This is a genomic window from Phascolarctobacterium succinatutens YIT 12067 (assembly GCF_000188175.1).
In the GTDB taxonomy this organism is placed as follows: Bacteria; Bacillota; Negativicutes; order Acidaminococcales; family Acidaminococcaceae; genus Phascolarctobacterium_A; species Phascolarctobacterium_A succinatutens.
This window is the reverse complement of sequence record NZ_GL830887.1, coordinates 1-18,113: the sequence shown is the minus strand read 5'-3', so window position 1 is coordinate 18,113 and position 18,113 is coordinate 1. Positions and strand designations below refer to the sequence as shown.

The window sequence follows — 18,113 nt, the reverse complement described above, 5'->3', positions numbered from 1 at the left end:
CACTCATTTGCTAAAATTGCTATTCCTTACACGATATATTAATTGCTCGTTAAGGCTGTTTGCTAACCTTCTTGCCTGCCCCTCGGGGAAGGTGCCGAGCGTAGCGAGGCGGAAGGGGGCGTATCTGCGTCGCAATTAAATATTGCGCTACGATATATTAATGGCTTGTTTAAGAAAATAGAATCTTTTGTTAGGGTGTATCATGACAAAACTGGCAAATTATCTCGAAAATAAAATATGGTATATGCTGCTGTTTACTGTGGCGGTTATTCCACTGGAACAGGAATTTACCTCCTTCTGTGTGGCGATGACCTTTATCGGTGCTGTGATTGTAGCGCATGTTAAGGGACTCCCGCAGCAGGAAAATGTGCTGAAGCCGTGGCAGCAGGGAGCGTTTTATCTTCTTTTGCTGATATCGGTTGGTTCGGTATATTTTTCCTTGGACAGATTTTTGTCCTTCTGGAATCTTATCTATGTTGTAGGCCAGTATGCGGCACTGTTTTTTGTGCTATTGCGTTACGGCCGCAGCAGTGAGCAGGACAGGGCGCATCTGACTGCCTGCGAGGCTGAGCCGCTGACGCAAAGTGAGGCCTGGAAAAATGCTGACGTCAAGCAAAGGCTTGCGCTTGTGTGGCAGCGCTTCGGCACTTTGCCGCGTCCTTTGCAGCTCATCAGTGCTTTTTTAGGTGTATCGCTGTTGGTGAGCGCCATCGGTATTGCGCAGAAGATTTTCGGCGTTACGGCCGAGGGCATCTGGGTGGACCCGGCGCAGTTCCCTGATTTGAAGGTGCGTGTTTTCTCTACGCTGGTTAACCCCAATATCCTGGCAGGCTATCTGGTGCTGGTTGTGGCTTACAGTACAGCATTTTTCAATCAGACGAAGGCGTATAAAAAATGGCGTCTGACGTTTCTTATTACAGGACTTTTGGCAGCAGTCTGCCTGCTTTATACATATTCACGCGGCAACTGGGTAGCCTGCGCTGTGATGCTGCTGGCGTTCTGCGTGCTGTTCTGCCGTAAGGCTTTTATTCCTGTCCTTGGCGGCGGGGCGGCTGCTCTGGCGCTTGGCGGTCAGGCGGTGCTACAGCGTCTGGAATCTATTCGCGGCGGTTATGGCGGTGATACCTCGATTGCTCTGCGCATGGCTTATTTGAAGAGCACCAAGTGGATTATCGAGGAATTTCCTTTGGGAGTAGGCTGGTACGGCTATCGCTTTGTTTATCCTACATATAATTTCTATCTGGCGGACAAGAACGTTATCATGTACCACTGCCACAATATCTTCTTGAATATCTGGGCGGAGCTTGGTGCGCATGGTCTGCTGATTTTTCTTGTTATCTGGTTCGGAATTTTTCTGCCTGCAGGCTGGAAGCTGGCATATCATGGACGCAGCTTGTGGCTGAAGGCTATGGGACGAGGTTATGTGCTGGCAACAGTAGGCATTATTATTGGCGGATTGACTGACCATGTTTATTTCAATACTCAGATGGGATTGTTATTTTGGACTTTGGGTGGCCTGACTTTGCTATGTGCCGGAATCAATAAATGCTCAGACGAGGAATAAAAAATGCTCATTAAAAAGGCATCCTGAGAATCATATGAATAACGATTAGATATAATCCAAAAAAAGTTGCATAATTTTCAAAAATACTAGACAAAAACGCTGTATTATGGTATAATTATGTATAAAGAAAGTGGTTTTTAAAACTGCTCTGAGAACGGAAAAATTTATTACGGCTATTTGTGATATGTGAAGCTCAAATAGCCGTAAAAAATAGCGATAAATTTTGCGAATAAAGAAAAGAATCTGAATAAAGAGAATTATGAATTTATACTAGGGGTAGTATAAATAGATAACTTCTATAATCAGGGAAAGGAGAGTAGCCTTAAAAGGCATGGGGAGAAGATAAGTATATAATCTATTATTTAAGGAAGGGATGATGCAATGTATAAGTGCAAAGATGCAAGCACTAGGGAAATCATTGCTTTTCAAAAAACTTATTGTGAGAGCCTGGCGGCAGCCATAGGAATGAACAATAAGTTTCGTATTCAGGTGGAGTCTTACGAGGAGCTGCCGCCATGGAGTTTTGTTTATAATGCTGATGGCAGCGATCGCTTTTTGAAGGATGATATAATTATGCTTAAGGTGTGCGATTTGGAAAAGAGAATTGCCTATTATCCGGTTTTTCCCGAAAAAAGGGGCCTTAAACTGCTCCAATGCTGGGAAATGGCAGTGCCGCCGAAGCTGACTGCATTTGAGAAGGAAGGTGAAACGGAAGGCAATATACATCGTGCCAACCAAAGCTTGCGTAATCTTATTGCCTTTGCCCGTTTGTTTATGCTGTCGCAAAGCCGTTGGCATAAGCCCATGGCTTATAGCTTTAATAATATTATTTCACAATTATACCTTGTTCCGGAGTCGGATGTTGCTCCGGAAACAATTAAGCTCATTAATGATGTAATCGGCAAATATATCAGGGATAATTCTCAGGAGCATTATATTAAATGTGATAATTTACAGGATTTTATAGATTATATTAAAACCAAGTATTCTCTGGTGACGTTTAAATCGGATGATTTTTCACTTTTAAGGAAAATACTGCACGACTATTATCCGGTAGAAAAAATATATTTTTAGACAGTAGCTTAGCGCAGAACTCGGCATGCAGACAGTTCTGCGCTTTTGTATTGTATGTATATCAATGCGGCAGTTTATGCCGAAGTTTAGCCTTTCTTACATTTTAGTTACATATTTTCTTGCCTCGCTATGATATAATAATTACATTAATGTTTATTCTATGTGAGCGGCATAGAGGAGGAGCAGTTATGGCAGATAAATTTTTAGTAATAGATGGCAGCAGCTTAATACATAGAGCGTTTTTTGCTTTGCCGCCGCTGACTACGCGTCAGGGTATCCATACGGGAGCAGTGTACGGACTGTGCAATATGCTGCTGAAGCTTTTGGATGAGGTGAAGCCTCGTTATATGGCGGTTGCCTTTGATAAATCGCGCAAAACATTCCGCAGCAAGCTGTATGCGGAATATAAGGCGCAGCGTAAGCCTACTCCGAGCGAACTGAGCGAGCAGTTTCCTTTGGCGATGAAGGTTTTGGAATGCATGGGAATACGCACGCTGGAGCTGGATGATTATGAGGCCGATGATATTATCGGTACTTTTGCCGTGCAGGCACCGCCGGAGGTTGATGTTATCATTGTTACTGGTGACCGCGATGAGTTGCAGCTTATTGATAAGCGCACCAAGGTTTTTTATACCAAGCGCGGCATCAGCGATATTCAAGTTTTTGATGAGGCAGAATTTGCCGCCAATTACGAGGGCCTGCAGCCTAAGCAGCTGATTGAGCTGAAGGGCCTGATGGGCGATACCTCGGATAATATTCCCGGCGTTCCGGGCGTAGGTCCTAAAACAGCGATGAAGTTGATTAAGGAATACGGTAATGTGGAAACGGTGTTGGAGAATATCGAAAAGGTTTCCGGCAAATCGTTAAAGACAAAGCTGACGGACAACAAGGAATCTGCCTTACTGTCGAAGCAGCTGGCAACAATCTGCACGGAAGCACCTGTTGATACCGCTGTGCAGACTTATGAGCTGCAGCCGATTAAGGAGGAAGCACGCACCCTGATGCAGGATTTGGAGTTCCGCAATATGTACGAGCGCTTTGCCGTGGTACTTGGCGGTGCGCAGGACAGCTTTGACCTTTTCGGTGAAGCTGTTGAGCAGGAAGGCCTGCAGCAGATTGCTGTCAATACGCCGCAGCTGGCAGAGGAGCTTTTTGCAGCCTTGGGAAAAGCAAAGCAGCCTGTTACCGTGCATGCGCAGGTAGCAGGACAGCTGCCGGAGCTGTATTTCAGCAGTGCCGAAATTTTGGCTGATAATAAAATTTATCTGCTGGACGCGCAAAGCGGCTGTTGGGATAAATTCGACAGCTGGCTGTCAGACGCAGGCAGCAAAAAGATAACGATAGACAGCAAGGAGCTTTATAAATGCTGCCTGTGCCGCAAGGTGAAGGTGCAGGGAATAGTTGATGATGTTGCCCTGGCAGGCTATGTTGCCGACCCCGGCCACAGTTCCTACAGTCTGGAGGATTTGAGCCGCCGCAATCTGCCGGGAGTACTGGCAACGCCTTGCGAAAATCTGCTGCAGCTCGCATCCAAGCTGCGCAGCCTGTTGGCTGAGCAGCAGCAGCTTAAGCTGTACGAGGAATTTGAGCTGCCTTTGGCACCGGTGCTGGCGCAGATGGAGTTTGCCGGTATTACGCCGGACAAGGAGCTTTTGCTGCAGCTGAACGAAGATATGGGGCACCGTATTGCCAAGCTGGAGGCATTGGCACAGGAGCAGGCGGGCGAAGAATTTAACCTGAAATCTCCCAAGCAGCTGGGCGTGATTTTATTTGAACGCTTGCAGCTGCCGGTAATCAAAAAGACGAAAACAGGCTATTCTACCGATGCCAAGGTATTGGAAGCACTGGAGGGCAAGCATCCGCTGATTGCTACCATTCTGGAGCATCGCAAGCTGGCGAAGCTGCAATCCACATATCTGGAAGGACTGCAGCCGTTGATTAATCCCAAAACGGGACGCATTCATACGCACTTCCAGCAGACTGTAACGGTAACAGGCCGTTTGTCCAGCACTGATCCTAACCTGCAGAACATTCCTGCACGCACGGAGGAGAGCAGACAGATTCGCCGTATTTTTGTTCCGGGCGCAGGCTATGACCTGCTGATGAGCTGTGATTATTCGCAGGTTGAGCTGCGTATTCTGGCCTGCATTGCGCAGGATGAGCTGCTGTTGGAGGCCTTCCGTCATGGTCAGGATATCCATGCGCGCACCGCTGCCGAGGTTTTCGGTGTGCCGCTTGACGAAGTAACGCCTCAAATGCGCAGCCGTGCGAAGGCTGTTAACTTCGGCATTGTTTACGGTATCAGCGACTTTGGGCTGGCCAAGCAGCTGGATGTCGGCCGCAAGGAGGCAGCAGGCTATATCGCCAGCTACTTTGAGCGCTATACAGGTGTAAAAAAATATATGGAAGATATTGTAGCCGAGGCACGTGAGCAAGGCTATGTCAGCACGCTGATGGGACGCAGACGTTATCTGCCGGAAATCCGCAGCAGTAATTTCAATCTGCGCAGCTTTGCGGAGCGTACCGCTATCAACACCCCGATTCAGGGAACTGCCGCAGATATTATGAAGAAGGCAATGATTGCCGTACAGCGCGAGCTGGATAAGGCGCAGTGCAAGAGCAGAATTTTGCTGCAGGTACACGATGAGCTGGTGCTGGAAGTTACTGAGGATGAGAAGGAGCAGGTAGCGCAGCTTGTGCGCACAGCCATGGAAGGTGCTGCGTCACTGGATATTCCGCTGCTGGCCGACGTTAATTGCGGTCGTGACTGGGCGGAAACAAAATAACGGATACTTTACGGAAAGAGGGGAAGACCTGTGCCGGAAATGCCTGAGGTGGAGCAGGTGCGCAAAACACTTGCGCCTCATATAGAAGGAAAGAAAATTTTAGCAGTAGAGATATATTTGGAGCGATTGATAAAATATCCTCAGCCTGATGCCTTTATCAAAGGACTGGTGGGCAAAACTATCAGCAGCGTGGGCCGACGCGGTAAATATCTGGTGCTGCATACAGCACCGAAGCAGCAGCTGATAGTGCATCTGCGCATGACAGGCGCGCTGTTGGCGCAGCCGTCAGCCGCACCTGCCCCGGCTTATGCTAAAATCAAGTTCACGCTTTCCGATGACGTAACAATGTGGTTCACGGATATCCGTACCTTCGGTACGCTGTATCTGGTAACCGATAACGATACATATATTGAAGGCTACGAAACGCTGGGACCGGAGCCGCTGAGCGAGGGCTTTACTGCCGGATATCTGCTGCCGTTGGCGCAAAAAAGCAAGAAGGCTATCAAAAGCTTTATTCTGGATCAGCAGATTATTGCCGGCCTTGGCAATATTTATGCCGATGAATGTCTGGCTCTGTCCGGCATTCTGCCTATGCGCAAAGCCTGCAGCCTGAGTGCTGCTGAGGTAGGGCGCTTGTGTGAGGCAGTCAATGCGGTAATCGCGCAGGGCATCAAAAATCGCGGCACAACCTTCCGTGATTATAAGGATGGCGAAGGAAATAAGGGCGATAACCAGAATCATCTGTTGGTATACGGCCGAGGCGGCAAGCCCTGTAAAAAATGCGGTGCGCTGCTGCAGACAACCAAGGTCGGCGGCAGAGGCACGGTTTATTGTGAGCATTGCCAAAAGTAGGAGTGGAGAATAATGATAACAATAGGTTTGACGGGAGGTATTGCTTCCGGTAAAAGTACAGTTTCTGCAGAGCTGCGCAGCCTGGGACTGCCTGTTTTTGATGCGGATGCCGAAGCACGTCTGGCGGTAGCTGTAGGCAGCGAAGGCCTGGCGCAGGTGATTGCCGTATTGGGCAAGGAATATCTGAGCGAGGAAGGAACGCTGGACAGAGCCAAGGTTGCCGAGCGCATTTTTCATGACAAAGAAGCGCTGAAGGCAGTGGAGGCGATTATCCATAAAATAGTCTGGCAGCAGGCAGAAAGCTTTTTGGCTGCAAGCAGCAAACAGGGATATAAGGCAGCGGTGCTGGATGTGCCTCTGCTGATTGAATGCGGCTGGCACAAGAATGTGGACAGCGTGTGGCTGGTATCCGTCAGCCGTCAGCAGCAGGTTGAAAGAGCAATGCTGCGCAGCGGCATGACTGCGGACGAGGTGAATGCGCGTATTGAAGCGCAGATGTCATTGGCAGAAAAGAGAAAATATGCCGATGTAGTATTGGATAACAGTGGCAGTCAGGCGGAAACCATGCAGGCTGTGCGTTCGCAGCTGGAGCTGCTTTTGGGTGGCGTCAGTGAAGAGTAAGCGCAAAGCCCGCAGCAGACGGACTAAGACACACGGAAGGCTGTACAGATGGCTGCTGCTTCTTGGCGTGCTGCTTGTCATAGCCTTCGGCGGCTGGAAGGTCTGGAGCAGCGATACTGTGCAGATGCGTTTCGTTTATATGTGGGATCATCAGCAGGATATTGTGACCTACAGTAAGAAAAATAATGTAGATCCTTTTCTGGTTGCTGCCATTATCAAAAATGAAAGCAATTTCAAGCATGATGCTGTTTCCAAAGTCGGAGCTGTAGGACTGATGCAGATTATGCCGGAAACAGGACGTTGGATTGCCGAGCAGATGGGCCTGGAGAATTATCAGGACAGTGATTTGTACCAGACGAGAAAAAATATTCGCATGGGCTGTTGGTACGTAGGCGAGCTGGAGCACGAATTTCAGCATAACCTGGTGCTGCTGATGGTGGCCTATAATGCGGGGCGCGGACAGACGCATGAATGGATGCAGGAAAACGGCTGGGACTATAATTTCAATGATATAAAATCTATTCCTTACCCTGATACCCGTGAATATGTAGCTAAGGTTATGCAGGATAGGGATAAATATTATCTGCTTTATAAGGATAAGATAAAATAATAGCAAAAGAAGATTTTATAAATTTTTTTCGCAAGGTTACTTGACGAACGCGTCAGAGTATGCTATTATATCTATGTTGCTTATGACAGCAACGAAGTGAATAAAGCATGCGGTAGTGGCGGAACGGCAGACGCGCTAGCCTCAGGAGCTAGTGGGGGAGACCCCGTGGAGGTTCAAATCCTCTCTACCGCACCATTTTTATTTATGAACTTTATCCCAAAGACGCGGTCGTGGTGGAACGGCAGACACGCCACTTTGAGGGGGTGGTGGGAGAAATCCCGTGTGGGTTCAAATCCCACCGACCGCACCAACATTGAATTAATGAGGACTTATGTTAACGCATGAGTCCTTTTTTGTTTTGTGTTTTGGGGTGGTTTATAAGAAGATGGTTTGGCAGATATTTTTTGAAAAAAATTTAGAAATAGTGTTGACAAGGTATATGGTTTGTGTTATTATATCTATGTTGCTTATGACGGCAACGAACTGAATACAGTATGCGGTAGTGGCGGAACGGCAGACGCGCTAGCCTCAGGAGCTAGTGGGGGAGACCCCGTGGAGGTTCAAATCCTCTCTACCGCACCATTTAAATCTCAGGTCTAAGAGTATGGCTCTTGGGCTTTTTTGTTTTGCTTGCGAAAGCTCTGCAAGTATGAGAAAATGTAAGCATAGTATGAGCTTCTGACAATAATATCTAAGGGAGTGTGTGCTTATGGTTTTTGATAAACTGCAGAGTATAAACAGAAAAACTGCTGCTGTGTGTGTGGCGGCGCTGCTGACAGGCTTTATTGCCGGGGCAGGCTATGCTTGGAGCAGCAATAAAACCTCGCCGCATTATAATACGGCGAAGCTTACGAGCGAGCTGCATTATGCCAAGGTGGAAACAGGCAGACTGCAGTGCGTTGTGCTGCAGGATAAGGCTGCGATGTACAGTGCCCCGTCAGGTCTGCATGGCAAGGTTATTGATTATCTGTCTGCCGGTGTTAAGCTGGATTATATTGATACAGTTTCCAGTCAGGATAAGGATGAACGCTATGCTGTTACGGAGCAGCAGCTGCAGTTCCGCAAGTTTTTCGGAAGGCGGCATATTATTCCTGCCGGTACGCAGGTACTTGTGTTGCAGGCGGACAGAGGTAGCGGTGAAACCAAGGGACGTGTTTTGGTTGATGACAAGGAATATGACCTTGATTTTTCTACCAATCTGCTGCGTTTTCCTTATGTAGGCCAGTGGAAAAAGGTTGAATTCAACGGCAAGCCGGGCTTTGTGAAATACAATGCGCTTTCGGATGCGAAGCTGATGTGAGGTGGGCATGATGAGTAATAAGCTGGTAATGAGAATTGCGGCATTGCTCTGCCTGCTGGCGGGCTTTGCAATCGGTATGAATATTTTTGGACTGAAGGACAGAAGCTACAGTGTGAAGGAGGGCGACAGCTTTTACAGTCAGCCTTCTGTGACTGCTCAGCCGGCAGCAGGCTTTGCCAAAGGCGAGGAGCTGGATGTGACGGATAAGCTGGAGCTTGCGGCGCCTACTGCGGTGAAGGTACTGCAGACTAAGATAGTAGAGGATAAAAACCGCACTAAATATCAGCTGCGTGAGGGCGATGTTTATAAGCTGGTGGAATCACGCATGGATAAGGCGAATACCCCCTGCGTTATTGAGGTACAGACGGTGAATGGAGCAACTGCTAAGCTGGAGGTTGACAAGACCTTGCTGCAGCCGGTTGATGAAGGCACGTGGCTGCAGGTGCGCAGCAAGGGCGGAGCAGGTGCCTGGTTGCGTGTGCAGAGCAAATGGTATTAGAGGATTGCTTGTGTAAACAGCTTAACACTTTTTCTTTAATCAATTTCATTTCTGCAAAAAAGTGATAAAATTCTAGCTAATTGGCGATAAATATTGTATAATACATCCAAAATATCTGCTGTATAGCAGATAAGAAAGAAGGATGGTAGTATGGTAAACTTAAAGAAATTATGTGTAGGTGCGCTGTTGGCAACGACAATTTGCGGTATGGGTGCTTTGACTCCGAGCGCAGAGGCAGGAAAAATTGAAGATGTTCAGGCTAGAGGTATTTTGCTGGTCGGCAGTACCGGCGATTATAAGCCTATGAGCTATCTTAATAAAGAAACCGGCAAGTATGAAGGCTTTGATGTTGAGGTAGCGGAGCTGTTGGCACAGTCCTTGGGTGTTAAGGTGCAATATGTACCGACTACCTGGAAAACACTGCAGGCTGATACAATGGCCGGAAAGTTTGACATTGCTATGTGCGGTGTTACAAGAACCTTTGCCCGTGAACAAAAAATGAATATGTCTCATGGTTATCTGACATTCGGTAAGACTATTCTTTGTCGCAAGGCTGATGCAAAGAAATTCACATCTGAAGCGGATTTGAATAAGAATAGCGTTCGCGTTATGGTTAATCCCGGCGGCACTAATGAAAAATTTGCTCTGAGCAATCTGCCTAATTGCACACTTTTGGTACATCCGCAAAATGCAGAAATTCCTGCGCTGATTGCCGAAGGCAAGGCTGATGTTATGATTACCGAAACTATGGAAGCACGTCGTTATGTGCGTGATGATGCCCGTCTGGCAGCACCTCTGCTAGATGATCCGTTTACGAAAAATCACTTTGGTATCTTGATGGCTAAAGGTGATCAGGATTGGCTGAACTACGTAAACTTCTTTATGGAAGAAAAGGATATGGATGGTACGCTTGATAAGCTGGAGGACCAGTATATCAAATAAAGGTTGATTTATGAGCCGCTGCACTTAGGTGTGGCGGTTTTTTACTTTTATCGAAGGCATCGTTCACTTTAGACTTGACTTTTGGTTAACCTGGTGTTACTCTTTGCATATCGGAATGTCTGCATAGACAGACTTTAGACTGATAACGAAGAGTATTAAGAGAATCGGAGAGGATGATATATATGCGTAAACGTATTTTGGAGCTGCTGCGAAACAGTAAGGGGACACCGGTTTCCGGTGAAGAGATTTCCAAGGAGCTGGAGGTTTCGCGTACTGCTATCTGGAAGCATATCCAGGCATTGAAGAACGAGGGCTACGAGATTGAATCTGTGCCTAAGCGCGGTTATATTCTGCGCGAGGTGCCGGACCGTCTGTTCCCGCAGGAAATTTTGTCCCGTCTGCAGACCAAATGGCTGGGACGCAATATCTGCTATCGTGACAGCGTTGATTCCAGCAATAACCTGGCTAAAGCACTGGCCAACGAAGGCTGCGAAAACGGTCTGCTGGTAGTAGCGGAGGAGCAGGGCGCAGGCAAAGGACGTTTATCCCGCGGCTGGATTTCCCCTTATGCGAAGGGTATCTGGTTTTCCGTGGTGCTGAAGCCGCCGTTCCTGCCGCAGGAGGCTTCTAAATGTACGCTTTTGGCAGCTGTTGCCGTAGTAAAGTCTATCAACAAGATTGCCGGTGTTCATGCCGCTATCAAATGGCCTAACGACGTTCTTCTGCTGGGACGCAAGCTTGTAGGCATCCTGACGGAAATGAATGCCGAATTCGGTCATATCAATTATGTTGTTATCGGCACCGGCATCAACACCAACGCTTCTCCCGAGGATTATCCCGAAGAAGTACGCGACCTGGCTGTTTCCGTGGCTGATGCCGCAACGGAGCCTTTTACCAGAGTAGAGCTTTTGTGCGATATCCTCAAGAATATGGAGGACCTGTATGAAACTGCGGTACAGGATGGCTTTGGCCCTGTATTTGATGAATGGCGCCGTTATTCCTGCACCTTAGGTCAGGAGGTAAAGGTTATTGCCCCTGATATGACTTATTTCGGTACTGCCGAGGATATTGATGAAGAAGGCCTGCTGATTGTACGCCGCGAGGACGGCAGCAAAGAAAAGGTTGTAGCCGGTGATGTTTCTATTCGTCCGGCGAAGGCTAAGGGGAATGAGTACGCGTAAAACGGTAAGCGTTAAATAGCTACAATTTCTTCTTGCAATATTTCCGCTTTGTGGTAAAATAAAAAAGGCTTTTATGCCGTATTTTGCGAACGGAACGCAGATTTCCGAGGAGGAACTTAGAATGTTACTTGTTGTGGATGTAGGAAATACAAACATCGTAGCCGGTGTTTTCGAGGATAAGACTTTAAAGGTACACTGGCGCTTTTCTACAGACCGTTCTAAAACTGCAGATGAATTTGGTATTATGCTGCGCAGCATGTTTGCTTATAGTGATGTGGAAATGGATAAGATTTCTTCCGTCATTATTTCCAGTGTTGTGCCTCCGGTGCTGATTCCCTTGTGCCACATGTGTGAGCGCTATTTCGGCATTAAACCGATGGTTGTAGGACCTGGCGTTAAAAACGGCATTTTCATTAAATATGATAATCCCAAAGAGGTTGGTGCAGACCGTATTGTCAACGCTGTGGCAGCCTTCCATAAATTCAGTCATCTGGGCAAGCCGATGATTATCATTGATTTCGGTACTGCCAACACCTTCTGTGCTCTGCTGCCGACAGGTGAATACCTGGGCGGTGCTATTGCGCCCGGCATCGGCATTTCTACAGAAGCGCTCTTCCAACGCGCAGCGAAGCTGCCGCGTATCGAACTCGTTAAGCCTAAATCCGTTATCTGCCGTAATACTGTAAGCTCTATGCAGGCAGGTGCTATTTACGGCTTCGTAGGTCAGATGGAGGGCATTGTCAACCATATGAAGAAGGAGCTCGGCGGTGATGCTTACGTTATTGCTACCGGTGGCTTTGCCAATACTATGGCTGCAGAATCTGATTGTATTGATGTTGTAGAACCTTTCCTGACTTTGGACGGTCTGCGCATTCTGTACGAAAAAAACGCTAAATAAGAGCAGGGATTTATTCCGTCGCTCGTGAGAAAAAAAGTTGAAGCTGTCGTGAGTAGCGTTTTGCTGCGCGGCAGCTTTTTTTCGATAGGAGTTATTTTTATGAATATTGGTAATATAGAGCTGTCTGCACCGTTGGCGCTGGCGCCGATGGCAGGCATTACGGATTTGCCGTTCCGCCTGATTTGCCGCCGTCTGGGCTGCGGCATGACCGTGTCGGAGATGGTGAGCGCCAAGGGACTGCTGTACAAAAACGTCAAGACTACCGAAATGCTGCGCATTGATGATGGCGAGCGTCCGACGGCGATTCAGCTTTTCGGCAGTGTGCCGGCGGAGCTGGCGGAGGCTGCACGCATGGTAGAGGCCAGCGGTGCAGATATGATTGATTTCAATATGGGCTGCCCGGTGCCGAAAATTGTCAATAACGGCGAAGGCTCGGCGCTGATGAAGAATCCGCAGCTGGCGCATGATATTCTGGCGGCGATGGTGAAGGCCGTCAAGATTCCGGTGACGGTAAAGTTCCGTGCGGGCTGGGACGATGCCAACCGCAATGCGGTGGAGGTTGCGCGTGCCGTGGAGGCAGCAGGCGTGAGCGCTGTTGCCGTACACGGGCGTACACGCCAGCAGTTTTATGAGGGCAAGGCTGACTGGAGCATTATCGCCGACGTGAAGCAGGCCGTAAAGGTGCCTGTATTCGGCAACGGTGATATTTTTACGGTAGCGGACGGATTGCGGATGCTGGAGCAGACAGGCTGCGACGGACTGATGATCGGACGCGGCGCTGACGGTAACCCGTGGCTGTTTACCGCACTGGCGGCAGCATTGCGCGGCGAGCCGCTGCCGCAGCCGCCTTCTTTGAAGGAGCGTCTGGCGCAGGCGGCGGAGCATCTGGAAATGCTCAGTGCTTACAAGAACGAAGTGGTTGCGGTAAAAGAGATGCGCCGCCATATTTCTGCTTATCTTAAAGGCATGCCGCATGCAGCGGAATTCAGAGGACGCTTTCATAAGGTTGATACGCAGGAGCAGTTTTCGGAGCTGTTGGCGGAATACAGCGAATGCGCGCATCGCTATTATGAAACAGAAAAACATTTTGCATCTGGCATTGTCTAAGACGCGCAAATATGTTAAAATAATAATTTGTAAAAGAAGCATTTAGGGAGTTAAAAACATGGAAGCAGCTAACAACGCAAAACATGTAGTAAGTATCAGTCTGGGGTCATCTAAACGTGATGCCGGCGCCATATTGGAACTGGGAGGACGCAAAATCAGCATCGAACGCCGGGGAACCGACGGCGATTTTGACAAAGCACGTCAGCTCTTGGAACGCTGGGACGGCAAAGCTGATGCCATCGGTCTGGGCGGTACGGATTTATATGTTTATGCAGGCAAAAAGCGTTATACCTTCCGTGAATCGGCTCATCTGATTGCTAATGTAAAAAAAACACCGGTTTTGGATGGCAGCGGCCTGAAAAATTCGCTGGAGCGTAAGCTGATTAAATCACTTGCGGCCAGCGGCAAGGTGCCGATAAAGGGCAGCAAGGTGCTGATGGTCTGCGGCGTGGACCGCTTTGGTATGGCGGAGGCATTGCTGGAGGCAGGTGCTGAGGTTACCTTCGGTGACCTTATTTTCGGCCTGAATGTCAATAAGCCGTTATATTCGCTGAAGGCGCTTGCATGGTGGGCAGCGCTGCTGGCACCGCTTGTTACCAAGCTGCCGGTAAGCTGGTTTTACCCCATGGGCAAGGATCAGGAAGTGCGGGTAGTGCGTCATCCGGAATATTTTCTGGAGAATGATATCATTGCCGGTGATTTTCATTATATAAAAAAATTTATGCCGGATAAGCTGCCGGGAAAAACGATTATTACTAATACAGTTACTGCTGCTGATAGAGTGATGCTGCAGGAGGCGGGAATCAAAATGCTGATTACGACAACTCCCTGTATTCAAGGACGCAGCTTCGGCACCAATGTTATGGAGGCCATGCTGGTTGCATTGCACGGCGGTAAAGGACCGCTCACGGCAGATGAATATCTGAAGCTTTTAGAGCATTATCATATAGAATCTTCTGTTGAGTACTTTGGTACGAAGGAGTAGTTTGTTTTTATGGAAAAATTTGCTTTTATTCTACATCCATTATCCCTGCAGGATATGGAACACTTATCACCATTGATGAGGTATATCCCCGACCCGATAATCGAAGCCTGTCTGAAAATGAAGAAGCCGTTCAAGGTTTCGCATATTACCGGCATCAAGAGTCCTTATGCCGAAGCCGAAGGCTGGTTTATCGGCTGTCCGCTAACTGCTAAGCAGATGGTGGAGCTGCCTGAGGAATTTGTTATGGACAGAATTATCGAGTCCGGCAAAGTTGCTCAGGAGCTGGGAGCCAAGATTGTCGGCCTGGGAGCTTTTACTTCTATTGTCGGTGATGCAGGCATTACCGTAGCAAAAAATCTGGATATAGCAGTTACCAGCGGCAACAGTTATACCGTTGCTACCGCTATTCAGGGAACCAAGCAGGCTGCCAGAATGATGGGTAAGGACCTGAAGGAATGCCGTGCTGTCGTAGTCGGTGCCACCGGCTCGATCGGTGCTGCTTCCGTACGTCTTTTGGCAAAAGAGGTTAAGCATATTACGCTTGTTGCCCGTCATATGGGACCGTTGGAGGAGCTGGCGCAGGAGCTTATTGAGCAAAATCATTGCGAGGTTGCCGTAAGCCAGGATATCCGCACATCCCTGCAGGAGGCTGACATTGTTATTACCGTAACCAGCGCGCTTGACTTTTTGATTGAGCCCGGCGATTTGAAGCCCGGTGCCGTAGTATGCGATGTTGCGCGTCCGCGTAACGTATCGCGTGAGGTATCGCTGCAGCGTAACGATGTGCTGGTAATCGAAGGCGGCGTTATTAATGTGCCCGGTAACGTAGATTTTCATTTCAACTTCGGCTTCCCGCCGCACACGTCCTATGCGTGCATGGCAGAAACCATGATTCTGGCACTGGATGGCCGTTATGAAAATTTCTCTTTGGGAAGATCCCTGGATATCAATAAGATCAATCTTATTTCTCAGCTGGCAGATAAGCATAACTTCAAGATGGCGGGCTTCCGTAATTTTGAACGTGCTGTTTCTACCCAGCATATCGAGGAAGTCAAGCATAACGCTCAGCATGCCCTGGCAGTGCATGGCTGCTGATATTGACAAGTAAATCCAGCAACATATATAATCAATATATGTGTGTAAGTAAATTTTATATAAATAATGATAAAGGAGCAGGAAAATGGCAAGCAAGGAAACTATTTTAACAGCTGAAGGCTTAAGAAAATTAAAAGAAGAATTAGCTCAACGTAAGGGCGAAATCCGTGAAGAAATCGTTGAACGTCTGAAAGAAGCAAGAGCACAGGGCGACTTGAGCGAGAACTCCGAGTACGATCAGGCAAAGGAAGACCAAGGCAAAAACGAAGGCCGTATTCTGGAGCTGGAGCAGATGATTAAAACTGCTACCATCATCGATGACAGTGCCAGCAAAGCAGCAGGCATTGTATCTCTTGGTTCTACCGTACTGCTGAAGGACGTAGAAACCGGCGATGAAGAAACCTATACCATTGTTGGGACTACCGAAGCAGATCCGTTCGAAAACCGTATTTCCAACGAATCTCCTGTAGGTGCGGCAATTCTGGGCTGTAAGGTTCATGATGTTGTTGTAACTAAAACCCCTGTAGGTGAATTGTCCTACGAAATCGTAGAAATTAAATAAAAAGGAGCAAGGGCGATAATGGCAGAGGTAAAGAATAAACCTAATACAGAAGAAGCTGCAGTACTCACCGAAAACGAAATCAACGAGCAAATGCAGGTTCGCATTGACAAGATGCATAAAATTGAGGAGCATGGCTGGAAGCCTTTCGGCTATCGCTTTCTGTACACTCATCGTGCAGCAGATATCGCTGCGCAGTTCGATGAGCTGTCCGAAAAAGAAACCGAAGTTAAAATGGCAGGTCGTATTATGGCTATCCGCGGCCACGGCAAAACCTGCTTCATGGATATGCAGGACAAGACCGGCCGTATCCAGGTATATGTACGTAAAGACGTTATCGGCGAAGAAAACTATGCGCTGATTAAGCTGATGGATATCGGTGATACTGTAGGCATTACCGGTACTGCTTTCCGTACCCATATGGGCGAGCTGTCTATTAAAGCAAATTCCGTAGAAATGCTGTCCAAATCCCTGCGTCCGCTGCCGGAAAAATGGCATGGACTGAAGGATGTTGAAACCCGTTACCGTCAACGCTATGTTGACCTGATTGTTAATCCGGAAGTGCGTGATACCTTTGTAAAACGCAGCCAGATTATCAGAAGCGTACGTGAGGTTCTCGACAGCCATGATTTCCTGGAGGTAGAAACTCCTATTCTCAACACCATCGCAGGTGGTGCTGCCGCACGTCCGTTTATCAGCTATCATAACGCTCTGGATATGCAGGTATATATGCGTATTGCACCTGAACTGTACCTCAAACGCCTTATCGTAGGCGGTATGGATCGCGTATATGAAATGGGCCGCGTATTCCGTAACGAGGGTATCGACAACCGTCATAACCCGGAATTCACCAGCGTTGAGATTTATCAGGCTTTTGCTGATTACCGCGATATGATGGACCTGACCGAAGAGGTTGTTGTTAAGACTGCTGAGAAGGTTCTGGGCACTACCACTATCAACTATGAAGGCACTACTATCGAGCTGGCTTCTCCCTGGAAGCGTATGAGCATGATTGAAGCCGTAAAAGAATATTCCGGCAAGGACTTTACTAACGTAACCGATCTGGAAGAAGCACGCGCTATCGCTAAAGAGCTGAATGTGGCTGTTGAGCCTTCCTTTGGCATTGGCAAAATTATCAACGCATGCTTTGAAGAATATGTTGAAGATAAGCTGATTCAGCCTACCTTTATTACCGGTCACCCGAAAGAAATTTCCCCGTTGGCCAAGAGCAACCCCGAAAACCCCGAAATCACCGATCGTTTCGAGGCTTATATCTATGGCCGCGAAATCTGCAACGGCTTTACCGAATTGAACGATCCTATCGACCAGAAGGAGCGTTTCTTAAAGCAGGTTGAAGAACGCGCTAACGGCGATGAAGAAGCAAATATGATGGACGAGGACTTTGTCAACGCCCTGGAATACGGCCTGCCTCCGACAGGTGGTTTAGGCATTGGTATCGATCGTCTGGTAATGTTCCTGACCAACAGCTCTACCATTCGTGACGTACTGTTCTTCCCGACCATGAAACCGTTGGGCAAGGCTGTAAGCGAGAAGCCTGACTTTATGCAGGCTCCTGCTGTTGCTGCACCCGTAGAAGAGGCTAAGGAGGAAACTATCGATTTCTCCAAGGTTGTTATTGAGCCTGCCTATGAAGAATATGTTGATTTTGACACCTTCTGCAAGTCCGATATCCGTGTAGTTAAGGTTAAAGAATGTACCGCTGTACCCAAGAGCAAAAAGCTGCTGAAATTTGTTCTGGATGACGGTATCTGTACCGATCGTGTAATTTTAAGCGGTATCCATGCATTCTATGAGCCTGAAGAGCTGGTAGGCAAGACTTTAGTTGCTATTGTTAACCTGCCGCCGCGTAAAATGATGGGTATTGACTCCTGCGGTATGCTGCTGTCTGCTATCCATGAAGAGGAAGGCGCAGAGAAGCTGAACCTTATTATGGTAGATAACCGTATCCCGGCCGGTGCACGTCTGCACTAAAACTAAAAATTATTCTGAGGCTGGGACAAAACCACCCTCTCAAACTAA

At 48.0% G+C, this 18,113-nt stretch carries 16 protein-coding genes and 3 tRNA genes; all 19 read left to right on the top strand.

Annotated features, from left to right (window positions below):
- The first annotated feature begins 202 nt into the window (after positions 1–202).
- The 19 genes from HMPREF9443_RS10340 to lysS all read left to right on the top strand — a co-directional run bounded on the left by HMPREF9443_RS10340 (position 203) and on the right by lysS (position 18,065).
- A complete protein-coding gene (locus HMPREF9443_RS10340; protein WP_009145585.1) occupies positions 203–1,564 on the top strand; it encodes an O-antigen ligase family protein in 1,362 nt (453 codons plus the stop codon).
- Between the two features lie 465 nt (positions 1,565–2,029).
- A complete protein-coding gene (locus HMPREF9443_RS05700) occupies positions 2,030–2,638 on the top strand; it encodes a hypothetical protein (RefSeq protein WP_148495334.1) in 609 nt (202 codons plus the stop codon).
- Positions 2,639–2,826: 188 nt separating this feature from the next.
- The gene (polA, locus tag HMPREF9443_RS05695; RefSeq protein WP_040565106.1) at positions 2,827–5,424 is read left to right on the top strand and encodes a DNA polymerase I; all 2,598 of its coding nucleotides are present in this window, start codon (positions 2,827–2,829) and stop codon (positions 5,422–5,424) included.
- A 39-nt stretch (positions 5,425–5,463) separates the two neighbouring features.
- Positions 5,464–6,276, top strand: coding sequence for a bifunctional DNA-formamidopyrimidine glycosylase/DNA-(apurinic or apyrimidinic site) lyase (mutM, locus tag HMPREF9443_RS05690; RefSeq protein WP_009145582.1), 813 nt, complete (start codon positions 5,464–5,466; stop codon positions 6,274–6,276).
- Between the two features lie 12 nt (positions 6,277–6,288).
- A complete protein-coding gene (gene coaE, locus HMPREF9443_RS05685) occupies positions 6,289–6,897 on the top strand; it encodes a dephospho-CoA kinase (RefSeq protein WP_009145581.1) in 609 nt (202 codons plus the stop codon).
- Positions 6,887–7,507 (top strand): lytic transglycosylase domain-containing protein, encoded by a 621-nt coding sequence (locus HMPREF9443_RS05680; RefSeq protein WP_009145580.1) that lies wholly within the window; start codon positions 6,887–6,889, stop codon positions 7,505–7,507. Before coaE ends, HMPREF9443_RS05680 begins: the two co-directional genes overlap by 11 nt.
- 109 nt (positions 7,508–7,616) lie before the next feature.
- Positions 7,617–7,702, top strand: a tRNA-Leu gene (locus HMPREF9443_RS05675).
- A 29-nt stretch (positions 7,703–7,731) separates the two neighbouring features.
- Positions 7,732–7,817 (top strand) — tRNA-Leu (locus tag HMPREF9443_RS05670).
- A 186-nt stretch (positions 7,818–8,003) separates the two neighbouring features.
- Positions 8,004–8,089, top strand: a tRNA-Leu gene (locus HMPREF9443_RS05665).
- Positions 8,090–8,216: 127 nt separating this feature from the next.
- A complete protein-coding gene (locus HMPREF9443_RS05660; RefSeq protein ID WP_009145579.1) occupies positions 8,217–8,807 on the top strand; it encodes a hypothetical protein in 591 nt (196 codons plus the stop codon).
- A 7-nt stretch (positions 8,808–8,814) separates the two neighbouring features.
- Complete coding sequence (locus tag HMPREF9443_RS05655; protein ID WP_009145578.1) at positions 8,815–9,306, top strand: hypothetical protein; 492 nt, start codon at positions 8,815–8,817, stop codon at positions 9,304–9,306.
- A 150-nt stretch (positions 9,307–9,456) separates the two neighbouring features.
- Positions 9,457–10,248, top strand: a complete 792-nt coding sequence (locus tag HMPREF9443_RS05650) for a transporter substrate-binding domain-containing protein (protein ID WP_009145577.1) — start codon at positions 9,457–9,459, stop codon at positions 10,246–10,248.
- 182 nt (positions 10,249–10,430) lie between these two features.
- A complete protein-coding gene (locus HMPREF9443_RS05645; RefSeq protein ID WP_040565102.1) occupies positions 10,431–11,429 on the top strand; it encodes a biotin--[acetyl-CoA-carboxylase] ligase in 999 nt (332 codons plus the stop codon).
- 121 nt (positions 11,430–11,550) lie between these two features.
- The gene (locus HMPREF9443_RS05640; RefSeq protein WP_021719714.1) at positions 11,551–12,327 is read left to right on the top strand and encodes a type III pantothenate kinase; all 777 of its coding nucleotides are present in this window, start codon (positions 11,551–11,553) and stop codon (positions 12,325–12,327) included.
- Between the two features lie 99 nt (positions 12,328–12,426).
- Complete coding sequence (gene dusB, locus HMPREF9443_RS05635) at positions 12,427–13,434, top strand: tRNA dihydrouridine synthase DusB (RefSeq protein WP_050787112.1); 1,008 nt, start codon at positions 12,427–12,429, stop codon at positions 13,432–13,434.
- A gap of 58 nt (positions 13,435–13,492) precedes the next feature.
- On the top strand, positions 13,493–14,419 hold the full coding sequence (locus HMPREF9443_RS05630; protein WP_009145573.1) for a hypothetical protein: 927 nt from the start codon (positions 13,493–13,495) through the stop codon (positions 14,417–14,419).
- 9 nt (positions 14,420–14,428) lie between these two features.
- Positions 14,429–15,514: an NAD(P)-dependent oxidoreductase gene (locus HMPREF9443_RS05625; RefSeq protein WP_009145572.1), complete on the top strand. Its 1,086-nt coding sequence runs from the start codon at positions 14,429–14,431 to the stop codon at positions 15,512–15,514.
- 85 nt (positions 15,515–15,599) lie between these two features.
- A complete protein-coding gene (gene greA / locus HMPREF9443_RS05620) occupies positions 15,600–16,076 on the top strand; it encodes a transcription elongation factor GreA (protein ID WP_009145571.1) in 477 nt (158 codons plus the stop codon).
- An 18-nt stretch (positions 16,077–16,094) separates the two neighbouring features.
- On the top strand, positions 16,095–18,065 hold the full coding sequence (lysS, locus tag HMPREF9443_RS05615) for a lysine--tRNA ligase (protein ID WP_009145570.1): 1,971 nt from the start codon (positions 16,095–16,097) through the stop codon (positions 18,063–18,065).
- Positions 18,066–18,113 lie beyond the last annotated feature (48 nt).

Bases quoted from the DNA above. Each gene is read 5' to 3' on its own strand.
- HMPREF9443_RS10340 (WP_009145585.1), top strand. From the start codon at position 203: ATGACAAAACTGGCAAATTATCTCGAAAATAAAATATGGTATATGCTG.
- HMPREF9443_RS05700 (WP_148495334.1), top strand. From the start codon at position 2,030: ATGAACAATAAGTTTCGTATTCAGGTGGAGTCTTACGAGGAGCTGCCG.
- polA (WP_040565106.1), top strand. From the start codon at position 2,827: ATGGCAGATAAATTTTTAGTAATAGATGGCAGCAGCTTAATACATAGA.
- mutM (WP_009145582.1), top strand. From the start codon at position 5,464: ATGCCTGAGGTGGAGCAGGTGCGCAAAACACTTGCGCCTCATATAGAA.
- coaE (WP_009145581.1), top strand. From the start codon at position 6,289: ATGATAACAATAGGTTTGACGGGAGGTATTGCTTCCGGTAAAAGTACA.
- HMPREF9443_RS05660 (WP_009145579.1), top strand. From the start codon at position 8,217: ATGGTTTTTGATAAACTGCAGAGTATAAACAGAAAAACTGCTGCTGTG.
- HMPREF9443_RS05655 (WP_009145578.1), top strand. From the start codon at position 8,815: ATGATGAGTAATAAGCTGGTAATGAGAATTGCGGCATTGCTCTGCCTG.
- HMPREF9443_RS05650 (WP_009145577.1), top strand. From the start codon at position 9,457: ATGGTAAACTTAAAGAAATTATGTGTAGGTGCGCTGTTGGCAACGACA.
- HMPREF9443_RS05645 (WP_040565102.1), top strand. From the start codon at position 10,431: ATGCGTAAACGTATTTTGGAGCTGCTGCGAAACAGTAAGGGGACACCG.
- HMPREF9443_RS05640 (WP_021719714.1), top strand. From the start codon at position 11,551: ATGTTACTTGTTGTGGATGTAGGAAATACAAACATCGTAGCCGGTGTT.
- dusB (WP_050787112.1), top strand. From the start codon at position 12,427: ATGAATATTGGTAATATAGAGCTGTCTGCACCGTTGGCGCTGGCGCCG.
- HMPREF9443_RS05630 (WP_009145573.1), top strand. From the start codon at position 13,493: ATGGAAGCAGCTAACAACGCAAAACATGTAGTAAGTATCAGTCTGGGG.
- HMPREF9443_RS05625 (WP_009145572.1), top strand. From the start codon at position 14,429: ATGGAAAAATTTGCTTTTATTCTACATCCATTATCCCTGCAGGATATG.
- greA (WP_009145571.1), top strand. From the start codon at position 15,600: ATGGCAAGCAAGGAAACTATTTTAACAGCTGAAGGCTTAAGAAAATTA.
- lysS (WP_009145570.1), top strand. From the start codon at position 16,095: ATGGCAGAGGTAAAGAATAAACCTAATACAGAAGAAGCTGCAGTACTC.